Here is a 22154-nt window from a genome sequence, read left to right on the forward strand (position 1 = left end):
ACGATGCTCGCCAGCACCGTCGGCACGGTGATGGAGTGGTACGACTTCAACCTCTACGGCCTCGCCTCGGCCCTGGTCTTCGGTCCGCTCTTCTTCGGCTCCTCCTCGACCGGTGCGACCCTGGCCTCCTTCGCCACCTTCGCCGTGGGCTTCGCCGCCCGTCCGATCGGCGGCATCGTCTTCGGCCACCTCGGCGACCGCGTCGGACGCAAGCAGGTCCTGCTGATCACCATGCTCGCCATGGGCCTGGCGACCGCGCTGGTCGGCGCCCTGCCCACCCATGCCGCGATCGGCGTCTGGGCCCCCGTCCTGCTGATCGTGCTGCGGATCGCCCAGGGCATCGCGGTGGGCGGCGAGTTCGCCGGCGCCACCCTGCTCACCGTGGAGAACGCGCCGCCCGGACGGCGCGGTCTGTACGGCGCCATCCCGGCCATGGGCACCGGTGCGGGATTCGTCCTGGCCAGCGCCGTCTTCGGTCTCGTCTCCCTGCTGCCGGAGGACGCGTTCCTGGCCTGGGGCTGGCGCGTCCCCTTCCTGCTCAGCTTCGGCCTGGTGCTCTTCGGGGTGTGGGCGCGCCGGAGCATCGAGGAGACGCCCGTCTTCTCCGAGGTCGAGGAGCAGGGCGAGACGGTCCGGTTCCCGCTGGTGCACACCCTGCGCACCCAGCCCGGCGCGGTGGTGCGCACCATGGGCATCACCGTCTCCGGGTTCGTCTGGGGCTATCTGATCCAGGCCTTCGCCCTCGCGTACGCCACCGGAGAACTGGACATCCCCAGGTCCACGCTGCTCTGGGCGATCGCGCTCGCCGCCACCCTGGAGATCGGCGCGATCCCCCTGTGGGGTCACGTGTCCGACAGGATCGGCCGGCGGCGGACGGTCGCCATCGGGCTCGCCGCCACCGCCCTGTTCGTCTTCCCCTTCTTCGCGCTCCTGGAGACCCGCAGCACCCCGCTGGTCTTCCTGGCCTTCGTGATCGCGATGCCGCTCTGCAAGGACATGGTGTTCGGGCCCCAGGCGGCCCTGGTCGCCGAGCAGTTCGACGCGAAGGTGCGGTTCAGCGGTGTCAGCACCGGCCGCGAGATCGGCGGCGCGATCTTCGGCGGCACGGCGCCGTTCATCGGTACGGCCCTGCAGTCGGCCACCGGCTCCGTCGTGCCCGTCGCCCTCTACGTCCTCGCCGCCTGCGCCCTCACCCTCGTCGCGGTCTTCGCCGGGCGCGAGACCGCCCACGACTGACCACCGTCCGACCCGCCGTCATCCGACCCGCACGACCCCCTGGAGAACCCCCGCATGTCCCCGCACCCCCTGCGCATCGCCAAGGTCGAGGCCCTGGCCCTGTCCGCCTCCTTCGACGACCTCTACGACTCGCCCGAGGACGTACCGGACTGGTTGCGCCACCCGGCCGCCAGCCACCGCGTCCTGCCGCGCCGCGGCCAGTACGCGACCCTGGTCAAGGTCCACGCCGAGGACGGTTCGGTGGGCATCGGCGAGTGCTACGGCCTCCCCTCCCCCGAGGTCACCGCGACGGTCGTCGCGACCGTGCTGGCCCCGCTGCTGACCGGCCAGGACGCCCTGGCCACCACCGCGGTGTGGGAGCGCCTGTACCGGGGCCAAGCGGCGGGCGGCCACAACCGGGGCTTCTACCTGGAAGCCCTGGCCGGGGTCGATCTGGCGCTGTGGGACCTGCGCGGCAAGGCCGCCGGTCTGCCGGTGCACCGCCTCCTCGGCGGCCCGCTCCGCGAGCGGATCGACTGCTACGCGAGCCCCGTCGCCCTGCACGCCGACCCCGCCGACTCGGCCCGGCAGGCCCTCGGGTTCGTCGAGGACGGCTTCCGGGCCCTCAAGGTCAAGATCGGCCGGGGGGAGCGCACCGACCGCGCCCATCTGACCGCCGTCCGCGAGGCCGTCGGCGGCGACGTGGAGATCCTCACCGACGCCAACTGCGCGTACGACCTGGACGAGGCGACCCGCGTCGGGGGCGTCCTGCGCGAGCTGGGCATCTCCTGGTACGAGGAGCCGCTCCCGGTGGACGATCTGGCGGGCCTCGGCGAGCTGCGCCGCCGCACCGGCCTCACCGTCGTCAACGGCGAGACCCACTTCACCCGTTTCGATCTGCGGGACTCCCTGCTCCACCGGGCCGTCGACGTCTTCATGCCGAACGTCGCGCGGTGCGGCGGCCTCACCGAGGCCGCCAGGCTGGCCGCCCTCGCCTCGGCATTCCACGTCGACATCGCCCCGCACGGCGTCGGGTCGGGGGTGAGCCTCTGCGCGGCCCTCCAGCTCTGCGCGGCCACCCCGAATCTGCGCACCTACGAGTACAACCGCCTGCCCAACCCGATCCGCGAGCGGATCCTCGTCGATCCGCCGGAGTTCCGGGACGGCGCGCTGACCGTTCCGCAGGGCCCGGGGCTGGGCGCCGAGATCGACGAGGCGGTCGTCGACCGCTATACGGTCGCCCGGTTCTGACGCGGGCGTCGCCCTCCGCCGCACGCCCACGCACCGGAAGATATCGCATACGATGAACGAATGACCGAGAAGGCGTGGGCGGGCCGGCTGCCCCCCGTGAAGAGCAAGGCGGACCTCGTCCACGAGAGCCTGCGCGCGGCGATCGCGGAGGGCAAGCTGCGGCCGGGGGCCAAGGTCAACATGGACGAGCTGGCGCGGGACTACGGCGTGAGCAAGATCCCGGTCCGCGAGGCGGTCAAGCGCCTGGAGTCCGAGGGGCTGCTGGTCTCCCGGGTCCACGCCGGGGTGAGCGTGGCGGAGGTGGACCTCACCGAGATGCGCGGGGTGTTCCTCGCCCGGGAGGCGATCGAGGGCCTGATCGCGGGCCTGGTCGCCGAGCGGGCCGACGGCACCGTGATCGCGGAGCTGGACGAGGTCCAGCGGGCGATGCGCGAGGCGCTGGACGAGGGAGCCGTGGACCGGCTGCCCGGACTGAACACCTCGTTCCACCGCACGCTCGCCTCGGCGACCGGCTACCGGATCCTCGACGAGCTGACGGAACAGCTGCTGATGACGATCCGGCGCTACCGCCTGGTCGCACCGGCCGACCCCATGAACTGGCGGGCCGTCGTCGAGGAACACGACACGATCATCGCCGCCCTGCGGGCCGGTGACGCCTCTGCGGCGAGCGAGGCCGCGCGGGCGCACACCGTCTCCCAGGCCCGCCACGAGGTCGCGGACTGAGCGCGGGCGCTCCCGGCCCCGCGCTCAGATCGCGCAGTGCGCGGGGCCGATCACCCCGTCCGTGCCGGTCACCGTCACCGCCTCGCCGCGATCGGCGGTACGCGCCTGCGCGGCGGTGCAGAAGAGCTGCTGGCGGGCCGGCTCGGAGAGGCGGGTGACCGGCCGGTCGAGGGTGACCCGCACCCCCTCGGCGCTGAGCTCGATCTGCACCACCGCCCGGCCCGAGGGCAGTTCGGAGCGGAGCCCGGCGTCCCGTTCGCCGCGCGAGGGACCCGCGAAGAGCATGGCCAGGGCCTTGGACGCGCCGGGCCGCGACCAGCCGGACGCGGAGTCCGAGATGGTCCCCTCGCCCTCCCCCGCGAAGCGGACGACGGGCATCAGCCGGGCGGCCGACGACGAGGAGACGAAGTAGAGGACGGTGCCGGTCTTCCCGTGCGGCACCACGGCGACGACGGCCGGCTCGCCCGCCTCGACGACCTCGGTGGCGCGGATACCGCACCCGGACAGGAACAGCAGCGCGGACAGGAGCGCGGCGCGGGCGGCCCTCATCGGCGTCCCAGGGGCAGGGTGACCGTGAACAGGGCGCCGCCGGACGGGGCGTTCACCGCGGTGACGGTGCCGCCGTGCAGCCGGGCGTTCTCCTGGGTGATCGCGAGCCCGAGCCCGCTGCCCGCCGAGCGGGTGCGCGCCGCGTCCGCCTTGTAGAAGCGGTCGAAGATGTGCGGCAGGACCTCGGCGTCGATGCCGGGGCCGGCGTCCTGGACCTCGGTCACCAGCAGCGCGGCCCCGTCGTCGTCCCGGTCGGTGCGAACGCGTACGGTGACGGGCTCGGCGCCGTGCCGCAGGGCGTTGCCGACGAGGTTGGCGACGATCACGTCGAAGCGTCGGGGGTCGAGGACCGCGCGTACGCCGTCGGGGAGTTCGGTGCGGACCCGGCCCTCCCAGTGCCGTGCCTGGAGGGTCTTGCGGACGGTCTCGGCGAGGTCGACCTCGTCGCCGTGCAGGTCGGCCGCCCCGGCGTCGAAGCGGGACATCTCCATCAGGTCCTCGACGAGTGTGGCGAGCTTTCCGGTCTCGGCGCTGATCAGCCGGACGGCCGCCGCCGTGTCGGGGTGCAGCGCCGCGGCGTCCTCGTCCAGGACCTCGGTCACGGCGAGCATACCGGCGAGCGGGGTGCGCAGTTCGTGGGCGACGTCGGAGGCGAAGCGCCGGGCCCGTTCCTCGGCCCGCCGCAACTCCTCGACGGAATGCTGGAGCTGACTGGACGATTCGTTGAACGTCCAGGCCAGCTCGGCCAGTTCGTCGGTCCCCCGGACGGTGATCCGGGTGTCCAGCTCGCCCCGGCCGATTCCGGCGGCGGCCCGGCGCAGTTCGCGCACCGGGCGCAGCACGCTGCGGGCCGCCAGCAGCGCCGGAACGATCGCGACGAGGAGCGCGGGCACGGCTCCGTCGCGGGCGGCGGTCACCATGGCGGCGATGTTCGCCTCCTCGGTGGACAGCGGCATCACGGCGTAGACGACGAGGCCGGTGGGCTGGCGGCCGTCGCCCCGGTCGAAGACGGTCGGCATGCCGACGGTGAGCCAGGGCCGGCCGCCGGAGACGACCCGCTGGAACGAACCGTGGGCGTTGGCCCGGGTGGCCGCGCGCAGCTCCGGGGTGATGACGCCGGAGGTCGGCCGGTCCGAGGAGGAGGCCCGCAGCGTCCCGTACTCGGCGAAGACGGTCCAGGTGTGCGACTTGCCCTCGCGGGCGAGGGCGAGGCACATGTCCCGCAGGGTGACGCGGTTCAGCGGCAGGCTGATGCCCTGCGCGCCGACCCGGTCGCGGAACTGCGCGACGGCGGTGTCCTGCGTCTGCTGGAGGATCGCGGAGCGGGCCTCGCGGTAGGTGAGGGCCGCGGTGGCGACGGCGCTGACGGCCGCGACGAGGAGGAAGGCCGCGACGAGGCGGGTGCGCAGACCGAACCGGGCGGCGAGGCGGGGCCGCCTCATCCGACGGGGCCGAAGCGGTAGCCGAAGCCGCGGACGGTCTGGATGTAGCGGGGGCTGCCCGGCACGTCCTCCACCTTCTGGCGCAGCCGGCGCACACAGGCGTCCACCAGCCGGGCGTCCCCGTGGTAGCTGTGCTCCCAGACGTATTCGAGGAGTTGCTGCCGGCTGAAGACCTGCTCGGGCGAGGCGGAGAGGTGGAGCAGCAGCTTCAGTTCGGAGGGGGCCAGCAGCAGCCGCTCCCCCGCCTTGGCGACGGTCAGTCCGACCCGGTCCACGGTCAGCGCCCCGTGCGTCTCGGTGCCGCCGCGCCCGGCCGGTTCGGCGAGCCGTCGCAGCACGGCGCGGATCCGGGCCTCGATGACCTCGGTGCGGGCGGGCTTGACGATGTAGTCGTCGGCCCCGGCCTCCAGCCCGACGACCACGTCGAAGTCGTCGCCGCGCGCGGTGAGCATGATGATCGGCAGCTGGCTGGTCTCCCGGATCAGCCGGCAGACCTGCACCCCGTTCATGCCGGGCAGCATCAGGTCGAGCAGGACCAGGTCGGGCCGGAACTCCGCGAGCGCCGCGAGCCCCGCCTCGCCGGTCCCGACGCCGCGCAGTTCGTGACCGCGACGGCGCAGCCCGAGTTCGACCCCTTCCCGGACGGAGGGGTCGTCTTCGATGAGCAGTACGCGGGGCATGGCGTCGGTATCCCGGGGTCGAGAAGGGCGGGGAGGGCAGGAGTCAGCGTCGGCCGAGTCGGCCGCGTACGGCACCGAGCGCGGTGGCCACCTCGGTCAGCCGCAGCGGGCGGGCCAGCGCGGCCACCACCAGGACGAGGACGGCGGTGCCGGCCCCGGCGGCGGCGAGGTCGCCGACTCCGGATCCGCGGGTGTCGACGGCGCGCGCCGCCGCGTACGCCAGCAGCCCCGCGGGCACACAGGCGAGGGCCAGCCGGGCGTGCGCCGCCAACCCCGGCGAGCGCAGCAGCGAGGTGCGGCCGGCCCCGGCCGGGGAGAGCCTGCGGTGCAGGACGTACGCGGTGGCGGCGAATCCGGCGAACAGGGCCACGGAGTACGCCCCGGCCATGCCGGTCACCGCCCAGCGCGCCGGGAGCAGCAGATAGGCGGTGGCCGAGAGCCCGGCGTTGAGGGCGGCGATGACCAGGTTGAGGAGGAAGGGGGTCCGGGTGTCGCTCATCGCGTAGAAGCCGCGCGAGAGCACGTACTGCCCGGAGAAGGCGACGAGCCCCGGGGCGAACGCCGCCATCATCCCGGCCATCACCGTGATGTCGGCCGGTCCGGTGCGCCCGTAGCCGAAGACGGAACCCATCACCCACGGTGCGAGCGCCAGCAGGGCGGCGGCGGCCGGGACGACCACGGCGGCGGAGGTGCGCAGCGCGTACGAGACGTCGCGCCGCACCCCGGCGAGGTCGCCCTCGGTCGCGGCCCGGCTCATGCGCGGCATCAGCGCGGTGACGAGGCTGACGGTCACGATGCCCTGGGGCACCACCCAGAGCTGATAGGCGTAGCTGTACGCGGTGTAGCCCGCGCCGCCCAGGACGCCCTGGTCCGCGGCGTGCTGGCCGGTGGCGGTGGAGAGCCGGGTCACCACCCAGTAGGCGGCCTGGTTGGTCAGCACGAGCATGACCAGCCAGCCGGCCGCGCGCAGCGGCCTGGTCAGCCCGCTGCCGCGCCAGTCGAACCGGGGCCGCCAGCGGAACCGGGCGGCGCGCAGGGCGGGGAGCAGGGCGAGGGTCTGGACGGCGATCCCGGCGGTGGTGCCCCAGCCGAGCAGCCGGGTCTGTCCGTCGCTCAGCGTGCCGTCGGAGCCGGCGGCGGTCCACAGGTAGATCCCGAACACCGCGATGATCACGAGGTTGTTGAGGACGGGCGTCCACATCATGGCCCCGAACCGGTTCCGGGCGTTGAGGACCTGTCCGAGCAGGGTGAAGAGCCCGTAGAAGAGGATCTGCGGCAGGCAGTAGCGGGCCAGCGCGATGGTCAGCTCGGCCTGGTCGCCGTCGTAGGTCGGCGCGTACACCGAGATGATCAGCGGGGCGGCGGTGACGGCGAACCCGGTGAGGGCGAGGAGTCCGACGGTGCACAGGGTGAGCAGCCGGTCGGTGTAGGCGGCGCCGCCGTCGGCGTGCTCCTTGGCGGCCCGGACCAGTTCGGGGACGAACACGGCGTTGAGGGCGCCGCCGATGAGCAGGATGTAGAGGATGTTGGGGACGGTGTTGGCGACCGAGTAGCCGTCGGCCCGCAGTCCGGTGCCGAGCGCGGCGACGACGACCGCCGAGCGTATGAAGCCGGTGGCGCGCGAGACGACCGATCCGGCGGCCATCACGGCGCCGCTGCGCAGCACGGAGCCGGAGGTCCGCGCCCCCGTGCGGTCGGTGGCCGCTCCGGCGGCCGTGTCCGCCGTCACCGGTGCGCCAGATAGGTCTGGAACGCCCGGTACAGCGCGTTGTTGGCGGCTCCGCCCACCGATGTCTCCCACTCTCCGAGGGTCTCCACGACCTGCCCGCCGGTGCCGAGCTTCCAGCGCAGCAGTCCGAAGGGGCGGTCATCGGGATCGAGGGTGGAGGATACCCCGCGCATGTCGTACACCTCGGCGCCCAGGGCGTGGGCGTCCTGGAGCATCTGCCACTGCAGGGCGTTGCTGGGGCGGACCTCGCGCCGGTGGTCGGCGGAGGCGCCGGTCTGGTACCACACCCGCCGGCCGGTGGTGATCATCGTGTGGGCGGCCAGGATCTCGCCCCGGTGGACGGCGAGGCAGAGCCGCATCCGGCCGGGGCTCTCGGCGTTGAGCACCGCGTACTGGCGCTGGTAGTAGGCGAGGGAGCGGCCGAGCCGGAAGCCGTCGCGCTCCTCGGTGATCCGCAGCAGCCGGTGGAACTCGGGCAGTTCGGCCGCACCGCCGGTGACGATGCGCACCCCCGCCTTCCCGGCCTTGCGGACGTTGCGGCGCCACTCCTGGTTGAGGCCGGTCCACAGGTCCTCGGTGGTGCGGCCGGCGAGGGGGACGCGGAAGACGTGGCGGGGCTGGGCGTCGGCGTCGGCGCCGTCCCCGCCGCAGCGCCGCCAGCCCCGGGCCCGCAGCCGGTCGGCGACGGCCACGCCGAGCGGGTCGACCGCGCAGGCGAGCACGTCGCCGATGCTGCGGCCCGGCCCGGTCCCGGCCTTGAGCCGGGGCGCGTCCCAGCTGCGGTAGGCGGGGGACGGTCCGATGCGTACGGCGAAGGCGCCCGCGGCGCGCACATGGGCCAGCAGCGGGCGCAGCCAGCGGTCCATGCCCGGATCGGCCCAGTCGGCGACCGGGCCCTCCGGCATATAGGCGAAGTATTTCCGGGTGCCCGGGAATTGCCGGTAGAGAATGAGGGCGCTGCCGGCCAATTCTCCGCGGTCGTCGGTCCAGCCGACGCTTTCGGCTTTCCACTGCTCCTTCACCCCGGCCCAGGACGGATACTGCAGAAAACTCGCGTCCGGCCGCCCGGCGAGGTGCGCGCGGTGCTGGTCGGCCGTCAGCGGGTGTATCGGCAGTTCCTGGTCACGGCTGCGGTCTCCGGTCGCGAGCAGCGCTGACATCTCCGTGGCCCTTCCTCGTGGGCCCCGCGGTCGGTCCTGCGGGGCTGCACAGGATGCTCACAGCGGTCCGTGACCGGTCCGCGCGCCGGATGTGACGGGACGATGACCGTTCCGCTGCGTTTCCCGTCACACGGCGCATTCCCGGTTTTCCGCGGATTCACGGAACCTAGGCTCCGGAGAATGCCTCTCATTCCACGACACAGGACGGCCCAGGAGGTTGTTCCGTTGATTCCCGCCTCTCTCATATCCCTTTTCCGGAGCGCCGCCCGTACCGGGCCGGCCCCCCGGATCGCCCTGATCGCCGGGACGGCGGTCCTCGGGCTCACGCTCACGGCCTGTTCCGGCGGTGCCTCGGCCTCGGACCGCGCGGCGGACGGGAAGGACGGAGCCTCGTCCGCCGCCCCGGCGAAGGCCCGGATCTCGGTGAGCCCGCACGGCGCCGCGGTCCGGGCGGGCACACCGGTCACGGTCACCCTGGCCGCCGGGAAGCTGCGCGCCGTCACCGTCGAGGCGCGGGGCGGCGCGGCCCTCACCGGCCGGATCTCCCCGGACGGCAGGACCTGGACGTCCGACCGGCCGGCCGCGCCCGGCACCACGTACCGCGTGACGGCGAAGGACACGGCGGGCGGCGGCGACACGGCCGGTTTCACCACGGCCGCGGCGGAGAAGGTCAACAAGCTGACGCTGGCGCCCGGCAAGAACACCACGGTGGGCATCGCGCAGCCGCTGTCGATCGTCTTCGACCACCCCGTGAAGAACAAGGCGGCGGTGGAACGGGCGCTCACGGTGACCACGTCGAACGGCACCGAGGGCTCCTGGGGCTGGGTGGAGGACTACTCGGGCCGGGACCGGGTGGACTGGCGGCCCAAGGAGTACTGGAAGCCGGGCACCCGGATCACCCTCGCGGCCGGGCTGAACGGGGTCGACTCGGGCCCCTCGGGCGGCTTCTTCGTCCGCGACTACGCGACCGGGTTCACCGTCGGGGAGAGCCAGGTGGTCACGGTCGATCTGGACCGCCACCGGCTGGCGCTGAAGCGGGACGGCCGCACGGTCATGGACGTGCCCGTGTCGGGAGGGACCCCGGGCGGCGACCGGGCGTCCTGGCGGGGGACGGCCGTTCTGATGGCCAAGGAGGGCACGATCAACATGCGGTCCGAGACGGTCGGGCTGGGCGACGCGTACGACAAGATGGTCGACTACTCGATGCGGCTGACCTGGTCGGGGATGTACGCGCACGCGGCGCCGTGGAACGCGGCGTACTTCGGGCGGGCCAACCACAGTTCGGGGTGTGTCGGGATGAGCGACGCGAACGCCGCCGAACTGTTCCGGCGGGCCCGCGTCGGTGACCCCTTCGAGATCACCGGCGCGGACGCCAAGGGCACGGTCGCGGTGGGCAACGGCTACGGGGCGTGGAACGTCTCCTGGGCCGGCTGGCGGGCCCGGAGCGCTCTGCGATGACCGGACCGGCCGGCGCGCAGCTGACCTTCTTCCTCCGGTCCGGACCTCGTGCGCGTCCGTGCCGTGGGCGAGAAAGTGATCACCGGCTGCCGCCGGACGGTGCACCGCTCCCCGGGAGCCGCCTCGCGGCGGTTCCCGGTCTACTGGGCGCCGGGCATCAGCGTGGCCGGCTGGGCCGGGCCGACGCCGGTCCCCTCGGTCTTCGGATTGCGGCGTTCCCGCTTGGCCACCCAGGTCGCGAACCAGGACAGCAGCATGCACATCCCGATGTAGATCGGTGAGATCACCATGACGACGGGGATGAACGGGAGGTCGTAGTCGAGGTTGGAGGCGATGAGCTTTCCGGCGTGGAGGAACTCCTCGTAGGTGATCAGATAGCCGAGCGAGGTGTCCTTCAGCGCGACGACGAGCTGGCTGATGATGGTCGGCAGCATCGCGCGGACCGCCTGCGGGGCGAGGACGAAGGTCATGACCTGGGTCTTGCGCATGCCGAGCGCGAAGGCCGCCTCGCCCTGGCCGCGTTCCACGGAGTTGATGCCGGTGCGGAAGACCTCGGCGAGCACCGAGCCGTTGTACAGGGTCAGTCCGGCGACCAGGGCGGGCAGCGGCTGCACCTTCAGGGCGACGAAGATGAAGAAGATCATCACCAGGACGGGCATGGCGCGGAAGAACTCGACGAGGACGGCCGCCACCCAGCGCACCGGCCGGTGGTCGGAGAGCCGCCCGACCGCGAGGACCGCGCCGAGCGCCAGCGAGAGCACCGCCGCGTAGGCGAACGCCTTGAGGGTGTTGCCGAGTCCGCGCAGCAGGAGTTCCTGGATGCCCTTGTACTCGAAGGGGGTCCATTTGGCGCTGGTGAACTGGTCGGTGTCGAAGAGCAGGTAGATGATCCAGCCGACCAGCGCGGCGATCAGGACCGTGGAGACGATCCCGTAGACCAGGTGCCGTTTGCGGGTGGCCGGGCCGGGGATGTCGTAGAGCGCGGTGGCGGTCGGGGCGGAGTGGGTGGTCATCGGGCGACTCCCCAGCGCTTCTCCATCACATGGAAGAGCGCACTGATGAACAGGGTGATGATCAGATAGCCGACGGCGATCCAGACGAAGGTCCAGATGATGCTGTAGCCCAGCTCGTTCAGCGTCTTGTAGGTGCCGAGGAGTTCGGTGACGCTGAACGCCCCGGCGATCGCGGAGTTCTTGGCGAGGGCGATGAGGGTGGAGCCGATCGGCGGGATGACCGAGCGGAATGCCTGCGGGAGCACCACGTTGCCGAGCGTCTGGCCGAAGGTCATGCCCAGGCTGCGGGCCGCCTCGCCCTGCCCGGTGGGCACGGTGTTGATGCCGGAGCGCAGCACCTCGCAGATGAACGCGGAGGTGTAGCAGCCGAGCGCGAGGATGGCGAAGACGTTGAACGGCAGCACCAGGCCGAAGCGCGGCAGCCCGAGGAGCACGGCGAAGAACAGCAGGGTCAGCGGGGTGTTGCGGAGCACGGTCACCCAGACCGTGCCGATCACCCGGAACGAACCGACGGGCGCTACCCGGAACGAGGCCATCACGAAGCCGAGGACCAGCGCCAGCAGCGAGGCCCAGAAGGTGAGTTCGACCGTGCCGAGGAATCCCTTGCCGTAGAGCGAGAAGTTGTCGGTGAGTACGTCCATGGATCCGGCCGTCCTCTCAGTTCGCCGGGTAGCGGTCGATGGGCGGCGGCTTCGGCGCGGGCGCCCCGGAGAGCCCGAGCGTGGCCTCGAAGGCCTTCTTCCAGTTGCCGTTCTTCTGGTTGGCCTCCAGCGCGTCGTCGAGCGCGAACCGCAGCGCGTTGTCGCCGCGCGGGACCCCGATGCCGTACGGCTCCTCGGAGAAGGGCTTGCCCACGACCTTCATCTCGTCCGGCGCCTTCGCGGCAAAGCCGAGCAGGATCGCGTCGTCGGTGGTGACGACGTCGACCTGGTAGGTGAGCAGGTTGTCGACGCAGATCGAGTACGTGTCGTACGCGACCAGGTCGGCCTTGGGGTAGTCGGCGGCGATCCGCTGGTACGGGGTGGAGCCGGCCGCCGAGCAGACGGTCTTGCCGGCCAGGTCCTGGGGGCCGTGGATGTCGTTCTCGTCCGTGCGGACCAGCAGCCCCTGTCCGGCCATGTAGTACGGACCGGCGAACCCGACGAGCTTCTTGCGCATGTCGTTGATCGTGTACGTGCCGACGTAGTAGTCGATCTGCCCGTTCTGCAGGGCGGTCTCGCGGTTGGCGGAGGCGATGGTCTTGAAGCGGATCGTCCGGGGGTCGAAGCCCAGCGAGGCGGCCATCATCCGGGCGATCTCGATGTCGAAGCCGGAGTAGACGCCGGTGGCGGGATCCTTCTCGCCGAGGTAGGGCTGGTCCTCCTTGGCCCCCACCCGCAGATAGCCGCGCTTCTTGGCGCTGGTCCAGGTCCGGGAGTCCGGCAGCCGGAAGGCGGTGTCGACGTGGTAGACGGGCAGCGCCTCCGGCTGGGGGCCCTTCACGGGCGGGCTGCCCTCCTTGCCGCAGCCGGCGGCGACGAGGGCGAGCAGCAGTCCGGCGCAGGCGGCCAGCGCTTTTCGGGTACGCAACACAGGGCTCCCGTCAGTGCTTGAGGATCTTGGACAGGAAGTCCTTGGCGCGGTCGCTCTCCGGGGCGGTGAAGAAGTCCTCGGGGGTGCGGTCCTCGACGATGCGGCCGTCGGCCATGAAGACGACGCGGTTGGCCGCTGAGCGGGCGAAGCCCATCTCATGGGTGACGACGACCATGGTCATCCCCTCCCGGGCGAGCTGCCGCATGACCTCCAGCACCTCGTTGATCATCTCCGGGTCGAGCGCCGAGGTGGGCTCGTCGAACAGGAGTGCCTTGGGGTCCATGGCGAGGGCGCGGGCGATGGCCACGCGCTGCTGCTGTCCGCCGGAGAGCTGGGCGGGGAACTTGTCGGCCTGCGCGGCGAGGCCCACGCGCTCCAGAAGCTCCCGGGACCGCCGGTCGGCCGCGTCCTTCTTCCGCTTGCGGACCTTCATCTGCGCCAGGGTGACGTTGGCCAGGACCGTCTTGTGCGCGAACAGGTTGAACGACTGGAAGACCATGCCGACTTCGGCCCTCAGCCCGGCGAGCCCCTTGCCCTCCTCGGGCAGGGGCCGCCCGTCGATGACGATGTGTCCCGACTCGATCGTCTCCAGCCGGTTGATGGTCCGGCAGAGCGTCGACTTGCCCGAGCCGGAGGGACCGATGACCACCACCACCTCCCCGCGGCCGACGGTGAGATTGATGTCCTGAAGGACGTGCAAGCTCCCGTAGTGCTTGTTGACGTCCCTCAGTTCGATCAACGGATCGACGGCCATACGCTGCCCTGCCCACTTGTCGCTGTTCGAGGTCAGCGCAAACTAACCAGCCCGGAAAGGGACTTCGCGACCGACACGCGTAAATGGGGCATAAGGCTTTTTATCTCGCCGCAGGGTGGCACGGCCCCCCGCTCACCCCTCGGCGGACTCCGCGTACACCTGCGAGAGTTCGGGGCTGCCCGTCATCGCCCAGTCGAGGCCGGCCTCCACCACATCGATCTCGCGCCCCGAGGCCAGTCGCACCACCGGCTGACCACTCGGCCAGATGTGCCAGTGCGCGCCCTCCACCGTGCGCACCAGCACCGTGCCGAGATAAAGGCCGGCGTCGTTGCCCAGCCAGGGCAGCTCCTCCGGATCGTCCCGCCAGCGCGGCGGCAACTGGTCGAGCGCGACCAACGAGGCCGGGCTGTCGTCGAGTTCGAGCCCCCGGTCCCCGGCCCGGACACGCAGCAGCTCGCATTCGGCGAGCAGTTCGGCGACGCCCTCGGGGTCGGCCTCGACGGCGGCCGCCAGCCCCGCCCCGCGCGATCCGTCGTGACGCTTACGCCAGTTGTCCAAGAAAGGGATGTTCATACCGCTCAGGTTCCCATCCCGGCGCGGATCCGCACCACAGGGCGCGCGGCCTGTCGTTCGGGTGCTGACCACCACGTGGACGCCGGGCGTTCACCCGCGATCGGGTGGAGCCGCCCGGCGACGGCCTGATACCTTCGGCTGCGTGAGCACCCCCGAGTCCGACAGAGGCTAGCCACCGGTCCCCGGTGGCTTCCCGCGTCCGCGTCCCGCCGACCCCGTGTCGCCGGGGGCTCCGCGTTGCCGCCCGGACCCGTGCGATGCGGGTCGTGCCGCCGTTCCGCCGTTGCGTCGCTCGCCGCTCCTCGCCGCGAGCGGGTACGGCCCGCATCCCCGACCGACCGCTTCCGTTCCTCAAGCCGTCCATGGGGTCTCTTCATGCCGTTTGCCGTCTACGCGCTCGGGCTCGCCGTCTTCGCCCAGGGCACCTCCGAATTCATGCTGTCCGGTCTGCTGTCGGGCATCGCCGACGATCTGCACGTCTCGCTGCCCGCCGCGGGCCTGCTCACCTCCGCCTTCGCCGTGGGCATGGTGGTGGGGGCGCCGCTGATGGCGCTCCTGGGCCGCGACTGGCCGCGCCGCCGTGCGCTGCTGTTCTTCCTGGGGATCTTCGCCACCGTCCATGTCGTGGGCGCGGTGACCACGAGTTACGGGGTGCTGCTGGCCACCCGGGCCGTCGCCGCCGTCGCCAACGCCGGGTTCTGGGCCGTCGCCCTGGTCACCGCCGTCGCGCTCGCCGGGCCCGAGCGGCGGGCACGCGCCACGTCCGTCGTGGTCGGGGGCGTCACGGTCGCCTGTGTGGCGGGCGTCCCCGCCGGGGCCTGGCTGGGCGGGCTGTGGGGGTGGCGGGCCGCGTTCTGGGCCGTGGCCCTGGTCTGCGTGCCCGCGCTGGCGGTGATCGCGGCGGCGATCCCGGCCGGCCGTGCCGCCGAGCGGCTGCCGAGCGCCCGCGCCGAGCTGCGAACGCTGGCCCGGCCCCGGCTGCTGCTCGCCCTCGCCACCAGCGCCCTGGTGCAGGGCGCCACGTTCTGCGCGTTCTCCTACCTCGAACCGGTCGCCCGGGAGGTCGCCGGATTCGGCGCGGGCTGGGTGCCGGTGCTGCTCGCGCTGTTCGGCGTGGGGTCGTTCCTCGGGGTCGCCCTGTGCGGCCGGATCCTCGACTCCCGGCCCCTCGCGCTGACGGCGGCCGGTCTGGTGGCCCTCACCCTGGGCTGGTCGCTCTTCGCCTCGACCGCCGGCAGCCCGGTCGCCGTCACGCTGCTCGTCCTCGTCCAGGGCATGCTGGCGTTCGGCACCGGAACGGCGCTGATCTCGCACGTCTTCCGGCTGGCGGACGGCGCCCCGACGCTGGCGGGGTCCTTCTCCACGGCGGCGTTCAACGTGGGCGCCGCGCTCGGGCCGTGGCTCGGCGGTCTGGCGATCGGCGCTGGCCTCGGCTTCCGCTCACCGCTGTGGGTGAGCGCGCTGCTGATGGTCCTCTCCCTCGGGACGGCCTCGGCCGCGCTGGGCCGGGCGCGGACACGGCGGCCGGTGCCCGCGACGGCGGAGCCGGGCCGGCGGATCTGAGCGGAGACGGGTGCCGGGGTCCCGCCCCGGCACCCCCGCGCCTCAGAGCTCCAGGTCGACGACGACCGGCGCGTGGTCGGAGGCGCCCTTGCCCTTGCGCTCCTCGCGGTCCACGTAGCTGTCCTTGACTCCGGCGGTGAACGCGGCGTTGCCGTAGACGAGGTCGATGCGCATGCCCTTGTTCTTCGGGAAGCGCAGCTCGCGGTAGTCCCAGAAGGTGTAGGGGCGGTCGTACTTCAGCGGGCGGGGCATCACGTCCGACAGGCCCTCCTCGCGCAGGGCGGCGAGGGCGGCCCGCTCGGCGGGGGTGACGTGCGTGGCGCCCTCGAAGAGCGCGGGGTCCCAGACGTCCTCGTCGGTCGGGGCCACGTTGAAGTCGCCGAGGACGGCGAACGGGCGGGGCCCCGCCGCGTCCTGGGCGACGGCGGTGCGCAGCGCGTCGAACCATCGCAGCTTGTACGCGTAGTGCTCGTGCGCGACCTCGCGTCCGTTGGGCACGTACACCGACCAGAGGCGCACCGGGCCGCAGGTGGCACTGATCGCCCGGGGCTCCTGGACGCCGTCGTAGTCGGGGCCGCCGGGCAGCCCCGCCACGACGTCGTCGAGGCCGACTCTGGAGAGGAGGGCCACCCCGTTCCACCGGCCGGTGGCGTTGACCGCGGACTCGTAACCCAGCTCGCGCAGCGCGTCGGCCGGGAACTGCTCGGCGGTGCACTTGGTCTCCTGGACGCACAGCACGTCCGTGCCGGTGCTCTCCAGCCAGGCCAGCAGCCTCGGCAGTCGGGCGGTGATCGAGTTGACGTTCCAGGTGGCGATGCGCATGCACGTAAACCTAGCGGCTCCCACTGACAGCCGCCGGGGCGGCGGGTCAGACGCCCGTGGTTTCGCCCGGGGCCATGCGCTCGTGCCCGGCTCCGCCGAGGGCGCCGATCTGGTTGTCGTAGATCGGGCGGGCGAGGTCGGTGAGCAGGGCGTCGTGGATGTCGATGGCGCGGCGCGGCTTCACCTCGCGCACGTAGTCGATGACCTCGGAGATCTTGTTCCAGGGGGCCATCACGGGAAGCATCAGGGTGTCGACCGGCACCTCGGGGACGGTGAGGGCGTCGCCCGGGTGGAAGAGGGAACCGTCCACGAGGAAGCCGATGTTCGTGATGCGGGGGATGTCCGGGTGGATGACCGCGTGCAGTTCGCCGTGGACCTGGACGTCGAAGCCGGCCGCCTGGAAGGTGTCGCCGTTGCCGACCGTGCGGACCCGGCCGGGGAACGCCGCCGCGAGCTTGTCCGCGACGCTGCGCAGCGTCCAGATCTCGGCGGCCGGGTCGGCCTCCATGGCGGCCCGCAGCCGCCCCTCGTCGAAGTGGTCGGGATGCTCGTGCGTGACGAGGATCGCCTCGACCCCGAGGGCGGCGTCGGTCTCGGCGAAGCCCCCGGGATCGATGACGAGCGTCCGCCCGCCCTTCTCCAGACGGATGCAGGAGTGCGTCTGCTTGGTCAGCGTGAGCGCGAGCGGCTCGGCGTTCTGGGCGTCCATGGCGCCATCCTGCTACACGGGCGGGGTGGTTTCCTCCCGGATCACGTTCTGGGCGATCGTGAACGCGGCGCTCGCGGCGGGGATCCCGCAGTACACGGCGGTCTGGAGCAGCACCTCCCGGATCTCGGCCGGGGTGAGCCCGTTGCGCAGGGCGGCGCTGACGTGGGCGGCCAGACCCTCCAGATGTCCGGAGGCGACCACGGCGGTGAGCGCGACGCTGCTGCGGGTGCGCCGGTCGAGTCCCTCGCGCCCCCACACCTCGCCCCAGGCGTAGCGGGTGACGAATTCCTGGAAGTCGCCGGTGAAGCCGTCGGCGGCGGCCGTCACCGCGTCGACGTGCGCGTCGCCCAGCACCTCGCGGCGGATCCGCATGCCCTTCGGGTACGGGTCGGGGCGCACGCCGTCCGCCGTCTCGGGCGGGGCCCCGGCGGCGGTGAGTTCACCGGCCGGCTGCACGGGCGCGGAGAGCGGCGGCACGGGCACGGGCAGGGGGACCGCGGCCAGGGTGTCCTGCCAGGACGCGGACACGTGCGTGAGCAGCAGATCGGTCACCGCGCCCGGCTGCTCGACCGGGGCGAGGTGGGAGGCGCCGGGGACGAGGGCGAGCCGCGCGTCCGGTATACCGGCGACCAGGGTGCGGGCGTCGCCGGGCCCGGTGACCTGGTCCTCCGCTCCGACGAGGACGAGCGTGGGGACCCCGATCCGGCCCAGGTCGGCCCGGATGTCGAAGGTGGCGAGGGCTTCGCAGGCGGCGATGTAGCAGCCGGGGTCGGTGGTGCGGACCATCTGGACCGCCCATTCGACGATGGCCGGCTGCGCGGCGGCGAAACCGGGGGTGAACCAGCGCTCCGGCGCGGTGCGCGCCATGGGCTCCAGCCCGTTCGTCCGGACCATCACCCCGCGCTGCCGGAACTCGTCGGCGCTGCCGAACCGCGGCGAGGAGGCGACCAGCGCGAGCGTGGCGACCCGGTGCGGATGGCGCAGCGCGAGATCGGCCCCGACCGCCCCGCCGAGCGAGCACCCCGCGTACCCGAACCGCTGCACCCCGAGCCCGTCGAGCGTCGCGACCAGCCGGTCGGCCAGCTCACCGACGGCCGTGGCCGGGTGCGCCGGGGCGCCTCCGTGCCCGGGGAAGTCGTAGCGGAAGACCCTCCAGTGCTGGGTGAGCTCGGGTATCTGTCTGTCCCACATGTGCCATGTGGTACCCAGCGAGGGGCCCAGGATCAGGACAGGAGCGTCTTCTGGCCCGTCAAAGCGGTATTGCAGGGTGTTCGCTGGTGTCTCGCTCACCCGCCTGACCCTCTCATCTGTCACGAGGTGTCACATCGCCGGGGTGTACCTACCGAGCCTTGCCCCGCTCCGACACTGACGGACCCACCAACGAGAGTCCAGGCATACGCTCCCCGACGCACGCTCGTGGCCGTGTTGGCAGTGGGTCTTCTCGGCGCACGCCCTCGCTCAGTTCCGGCGAGCAACGCTTCCCTCCTTGACCACGGCCTCACGGAGCGAGTTGCAGCTGCAAGCGTGGCGGAACGAACGAGGATCGGCGTGACCAACCCGGAAACCTTCCGGAATCCCACCCAACAGCTGCTTGAACACCACGCGGCAACCTCATCTGTGACCGCTGGGCGGCTGCCTTGGCCGTAGCTGTGCGCCCTCGAAGCTGCTGCTGACGTACAGCCAGCAGCCAGCCTCCGAATTCCACCCCTACCCTGCTGGGCACACGACTCGGCAAGTCTCTCGGCTGCCAGACCACGTGACTCATGTCTGCCCCTCGGCGGCAACCCCGTGCAGGCCGTCCCAAGTGGTGGCGGCTTCGCGAAGATCCTCCACATCCGGCTTGACGTACCACCGCTTGGTCGTCTTGATATTCGGATGCCCGGCCCATCGCGCAAGGATGTGGTCTGGGGCACCGTTGTTGGCCAGGAATGTGGGGTCTGCCGCACGATCGGGTGACATCTGAACTGGCGTGCCCTGTGGGGCAGGTGGGAAGGATGTCGCTGTGCCCAAGCCCTATCCCCAGGGGTTTCGCGAGGACGTCGTGCGGGTCGCGAGGAACCGCGGTCCGGGCGTCACGATCGAGCAGGTGGCCGCCGACTTCGGTGTCCACGCGATGACGTTGTGGAAGTGGATGCGCCGTGCGGACATCGACGACGGCGTGAAGCCGGGGAAGACGAGCCAGGAGAGCGCGGAACTGCGGGAAGCGCGTCGGCGGATCAAGTTGCTGGAGCAGGAGAACGAGGTCCTGCGGCGGGCGGCGGCCTATCTGTCTCAGGCGAACCTGCCGGGAAAAGGATCTACCCGCTCGTGAAGGAGCTGGCCGCAGGCGGGGTGCCCGTCACGGTGACGTGCCGGGTGCTGAAGCTCGCCAGACAGCCCTACTACCGCTGGCTCGACGACCCGGTGACCGCTGCCGAGCTCGCCGAGGCCCATCGCGCGCACGCACTGTTCGCCGCCCACCGCGACGACCCGGAGTTCGGCTACCGCTTCCTGGCCGGCGAGGCCCGCGACGCCGGGGCCGACATGTCCGACCGGACCGCGTGGCGGATCTGCCGGGACAACCGCTGGTGGAGCGTGTTCGGCAAGAAACGCGGCAGGACCAGGAAAGCCGGCCCGCCGGTCCACGACGACCTGGTGAACCGGGCCTTCACCGCGACCGGCCCGAACCGCCTGTGGCTCACCGACATCACCGAACACGCCACCGGCGAGGGCAAACTGTATCTCTGCGCGGTCAAGGACGTCTTCAGCAACAGGATCGTGGGCTACTCCATCGACGCCCGGATGAAGTCCCGCCTGGCCGTGACCGCCCTGGACAACGCCGTCGCCCGACGCGGGCCCGTGGACGGCTGCATCGTGCACAGCGACAGACGATCGCAACTCCGGTCAAGGAAATTCGTCCAGGCCCTCGGCCGCCACCAGATGGCCGGCTCGATAGGAAGAGCCGGAGCAGCCGGCGACAACGCAGCCATGGAATCCTTCTTCAGCCTGCAGCAGAAGAACGTCCCCGACCGCCGCACCTGGGCCACCCGCGAAGAACTCCGCATCGCCATCGTGACCTGGATCGAACGGACCTACCACCGACGCCGCCGACAAACCGCCCTCGGCCGACTCACCCCCGTCGAATACGAGACCGTCATGACCACACCGGCCCTTCAGGCCGCGTGACTGAACCTGCCACCCAACGCTGCATCAGACCCGCTGCCGGGCGGCTGAACGAGGTCGTTTGAGGCTGTGTCGGCCGGTGGACATGGTGAGGGCCCGACGCGGTGGTCGGGTTCTCCAACGTCCTTCGGGTCGTGAGTGGTCGGGAGGCGCCGGGTCAGCTGGCGGGGCGGGGCAGTGCCCCCAGGCGGTGGCATGCGGCCGCGAGTTCATGTCGCCAGGGCCAGTTCGCCGATATCCGAAGGTGGAGACGGCGGCCGCCCCGGGTGATCCGGGCGGCGACGTGCAGGATCCGGTAGCGGAGTTTCTTGGGTTCGGCAGCCGCGAGTTCGCCGTCCAGCAGGAGGACGCGGGTCCAGGCGAGGAGGTCGATCGCTGCGAGGCTGAGTTCGAGCCAGGCGGCGTTGGCCGGGAAGCGGCGGGAGGGGAAGCGGCCGAAGCCGGTGGTCTTGCCGCACCGGATGCGGTCCTCGACGGTGGCGTGTCCGCGGTGGCGGACCTCCAGGAACTGGGCCGAGCCGGAGGTGAACGGGGTGTCGGTGAGGAAGACCTGGTGCCGCATGCCCTCGTCCTGGTCGAACAGCGAGAGCTGGGCCCCGGGGTGGGGACGTTCGCGGCGGACGATGACGCGGGTGCCGGCCGGGTAGCCGGCGAGGTCGGCCATGCCGGTCAGCTCGGCGACCTCGGCAGACTCGCGGAGGGTGCCGTCCTGGTCCAGGGCGGGATGCCAGACCTGCTCGGGCAGGGCCCGGATCGCGCGGCGGACCGGCTCGGTGACCGCGTATCCGACCGAGAAGAAGGTACGGATTCCGCGTGCTCGCAGGACTCGGACGTGGGTGAGGAAGGACTTCGCGGATCCGGCGCTGTCGGTGCGGATCAGGATGTCGGTGCCGTGCCGGTGGGCGTCGGGGATCTGCGCGAGAGCGTCGTCCGGCACCGCGATGTGATCCGCGGCGGTATTGGCTCCGGCGTTCCCGGGCCGAAGGCGCCCGGACAAGCCCTCGCCGGGGTTGGCCAGGAAACACAGCAGGGGGTGGAAGCCGAAGCCGCCTTTGTAGGTGGGCGCGGCCTGGTCCTTCTCGGAGTGGCAGGTGATCAGCGTGGCGTCGATGTCCAGGACCAGGCCGGGCACTTCCCGTCCACCGGCCTTCGCCGCCGGTATCCCGGAGCGGGTCTCGGATGCCTGCAGCCAGGCCACTTCCCGGGCCTGGGCGCGGGCCGAGCGCAGACGGTCCAGTACGCGTTCGTCGACGGCGGCCAGCAGCCGCCTGGCAGTCGGTGTCGAGGCGACCGGGCCGAACACCTCGCCCTGGTCGCGCAGCACGGCCAGATCCGTGATGGCCTCGCCGCCATCAGCCAGCATCACCGCGAGGTCGGTGGCGATCCGACCCGGGTCATGACCAGTGCCGCGTGGCCGAAGCGGTCTCAGCGCGGTGGAGTACGCGCTGGTCAGCCCGGTGGCATCGGCAAGATCAACCAGCAGCCGTGCACCGGCATGCCCCACCACCCCCGAACCGTCAGCGGAGACATGGAGCCGGGGACGCGAACCGATACCCTGCACGTAGAAAGTGCCTTCCACCTGGACCGACAGAACCCCTCGACAAGGTTCATCGTCCCAGCTCAGAAGACACTTTCGCGTTCCCGGCCAGCAACCGGTCACACGCCAAGTGAAACGGCGAGGCTAAGAGGTCCTAACAAAGGCGTTTCACGTGCCGGTGTGTGATGAGGCAGGTGGCGAGGCCGAGGAAGGCTTCGTGGATGTCGTCTCGCCGCTCCCAG

Annotated in this window: 20 protein-coding genes; 6 read left to right on the forward strand and 14 right to left on the reverse strand. The window is 71.9% G+C overall.

The window, feature by feature from the left end; translation table 11 throughout:
• Window positions 1–3 precede the first annotated feature (3 nt).
• From ACWCXC_RS27955 to ACWCXC_RS27965, 3 genes are read left to right on the forward strand one after another with little or no spacing between them, the layout of a single operon-like run.
• A complete protein-coding gene (locus tag ACWCXC_RS27955; protein WP_450890881.1) occupies window positions 4–1236 on the forward strand; it encodes an MFS transporter in 1233 nt (410 codons plus the stop codon).
• A gap of 54 nt (window positions 1237–1290) precedes the next feature.
• Complete coding sequence (locus tag ACWCXC_RS27960; protein ID WP_450684129.1) at window positions 1291–2466, forward strand: mandelate racemase/muconate lactonizing enzyme family protein; 1176 nt, start codon at window positions 1291–1293, stop codon at window positions 2464–2466.
• Window positions 2467–2526: 60 nt separating this feature from the next.
• Window positions 2527–3189, forward strand: coding sequence for a GntR family transcriptional regulator (locus ACWCXC_RS27965; RefSeq protein ID WP_450684128.1), 663 nt, complete (start codon window positions 2527–2529; stop codon window positions 3187–3189).
• A 24-nt stretch (window positions 3190–3213) separates the two neighbouring features.
• Here ACWCXC_RS27965 and ACWCXC_RS27970 read toward each other — a convergent pair whose 3' ends face one another.
• Genes ACWCXC_RS27970 through ACWCXC_RS27990 form a run of 5 tightly spaced genes read right to left on the reverse strand, consistent with a single transcriptional unit; the run spans window position 3214 to window position 8749 of the window.
• Window positions 3214–3738 carry a hypothetical protein gene (locus ACWCXC_RS27970; protein WP_450684127.1) on the reverse strand — a complete coding sequence of 175 codons (525 nt, stop codon included), beginning with the start codon at window positions 3736–3738 and terminating at the stop codon, window positions 3214–3216.
• Window positions 3735–5180, reverse strand: a complete 1446-nt coding sequence (locus ACWCXC_RS27975) for an ATP-binding protein (RefSeq protein WP_450890882.1) — start codon at window positions 5178–5180, stop codon at window positions 3735–3737. Before ACWCXC_RS27975 ends, ACWCXC_RS27970 begins: the two co-directional genes overlap by 4 nt.
• Window positions 5177–5860, reverse strand: coding sequence for a response regulator (locus ACWCXC_RS27980; protein WP_450684125.1), 684 nt, complete (start codon window positions 5858–5860; stop codon window positions 5177–5179). Before ACWCXC_RS27980 ends, ACWCXC_RS27975 begins: the two co-directional genes overlap by 4 nt.
• A 43-nt stretch (window positions 5861–5903) precedes the next feature.
• Complete coding sequence (gene murJ, locus ACWCXC_RS27985; RefSeq protein ID WP_450684124.1) at window positions 5904–7589, reverse strand: murein biosynthesis integral membrane protein MurJ; 1686 nt, start codon at window positions 7587–7589, stop codon at window positions 5904–5906.
• On the reverse strand, window positions 7586–8749 hold the full coding sequence (locus ACWCXC_RS27990) for a lipid II:glycine glycyltransferase FemX (protein WP_450684123.1): 1164 nt from the start codon (window positions 8747–8749) through the stop codon (window positions 7586–7588). The genes murJ and ACWCXC_RS27990 overlap by 4 nt, the downstream gene beginning before the upstream one ends.
• A 225-nt stretch (window positions 8750–8974) precedes the next feature.
• Between ACWCXC_RS27990 and ACWCXC_RS27995 the strand changes: the two genes are divergently transcribed.
• The gene (locus ACWCXC_RS27995; protein WP_450684122.1) at window positions 8975–10207 is read left to right on the forward strand and encodes an Ig-like domain-containing protein; all 1233 of its coding nucleotides are present in this window, start codon (window positions 8975–8977) and stop codon (window positions 10205–10207) included.
• 140 nt (window positions 10208–10347) lie between these two features.
• Here the strand turns inward: ACWCXC_RS27995 and ACWCXC_RS28000 are convergent, their stop codons facing one another.
• From ACWCXC_RS28000 to ACWCXC_RS28020, 5 genes are all read right to left on the reverse strand, one after another.
• Window positions 10348–11220, reverse strand: a complete 873-nt coding sequence (locus ACWCXC_RS28000; RefSeq protein ID WP_450684121.1) for an amino acid ABC transporter permease — start codon at window positions 11218–11220, stop codon at window positions 10348–10350.
• A complete protein-coding gene (locus tag ACWCXC_RS28005; RefSeq protein WP_383639102.1) occupies window positions 11217–11861 on the reverse strand; it encodes an amino acid ABC transporter permease in 645 nt (214 codons plus the stop codon). Before ACWCXC_RS28005 ends, ACWCXC_RS28000 begins: the two co-directional genes overlap by 4 nt.
• 16 nt (window positions 11862–11877) lie before the next feature.
• A complete protein-coding gene (locus ACWCXC_RS28010; RefSeq protein ID WP_450684120.1) occupies window positions 11878–12789 on the reverse strand; it encodes a glutamate ABC transporter substrate-binding protein in 912 nt (303 codons plus the stop codon).
• A gap of 13 nt (window positions 12790–12802) precedes the next feature.
• On the reverse strand, window positions 12803–13546 hold the full coding sequence (locus ACWCXC_RS28015) for an amino acid ABC transporter ATP-binding protein (protein ID WP_450684119.1): 744 nt from the start codon (window positions 13544–13546) through the stop codon (window positions 12803–12805).
• A gap of 132 nt (window positions 13547–13678) precedes the next feature.
• Window positions 13679–14119 carry a DUF6278 family protein gene (locus ACWCXC_RS28020; RefSeq protein WP_450684118.1) on the reverse strand — a complete coding sequence of 147 codons (441 nt, stop codon included), beginning with the start codon at window positions 14117–14119 and terminating at the stop codon, window positions 13679–13681.
• Between the two features lie 375 nt (window positions 14120–14494).
• On the opposite strand from ACWCXC_RS28020, the gene ACWCXC_RS28025 reads away from it, so the two are divergent.
• Window positions 14495–15682 (forward strand): Cmx/CmrA family chloramphenicol efflux MFS transporter, encoded by a 1188-nt coding sequence (locus ACWCXC_RS28025; RefSeq protein WP_450684117.1) that lies wholly within the window; start codon window positions 14495–14497, stop codon window positions 15680–15682.
• Between the two features lie 42 nt (window positions 15683–15724).
• Here ACWCXC_RS28025 and ACWCXC_RS28030 read toward each other — a convergent pair whose 3' ends face one another.
• Genes ACWCXC_RS28030 through pcaDC form a run of 3 tightly spaced genes read right to left on the reverse strand, consistent with a single transcriptional unit; the run spans window position 15725 to window position 18503 of the window.
• Window positions 15725–16504, reverse strand: a complete 780-nt coding sequence (locus ACWCXC_RS28030; RefSeq protein ID WP_450684116.1) for an exodeoxyribonuclease III — start codon at window positions 16502–16504, stop codon at window positions 15725–15727.
• A gap of 46 nt (window positions 16505–16550) precedes the next feature.
• Window positions 16551–17213, reverse strand: a complete 663-nt coding sequence (locus tag ACWCXC_RS28035; protein WP_450684115.1) for an MBL fold metallo-hydrolase — start codon at window positions 17211–17213, stop codon at window positions 16551–16553.
• Between the two features lie 12 nt (window positions 17214–17225).
• Window positions 17226–18503, reverse strand: coding sequence for a bifunctional 3-oxoadipate enol-lactonase/4-carboxymuconolactone decarboxylase PcaDC (gene pcaDC / locus ACWCXC_RS28040; protein WP_450890883.1), 1278 nt, complete (start codon window positions 18501–18503; stop codon window positions 17226–17228).
• 712 nt (window positions 18504–19215) lie between these two features.
• On the opposite strand from pcaDC, the gene ACWCXC_RS28045 reads away from it, so the two are divergent.
• A protein-coding gene (locus tag ACWCXC_RS28045) for an IS3 family transposase (RefSeq protein WP_450890884.1) occupies window positions 19216–20378 on the forward strand; the annotation gives its coding sequence in 2 pieces (ribosomal slippage) (window positions 19216–19500 and window positions 19503–20378; 1161 coding nt in all).
• A 154-nt stretch (window positions 20379–20532) separates the two neighbouring features.
• Here ACWCXC_RS28045 and ACWCXC_RS28050 read toward each other — a convergent pair.
• Complete coding sequence (locus ACWCXC_RS28050; RefSeq protein WP_450890885.1) at window positions 20533–21936, reverse strand: IS1380 family transposase; 1404 nt, start codon at window positions 21934–21936, stop codon at window positions 20533–20535.
• Between the last annotated feature and the right edge of the window lie 218 nt (window positions 21937–22154).

Source organism: Streptomyces sp. NPDC001515, assembly GCF_053597115.1.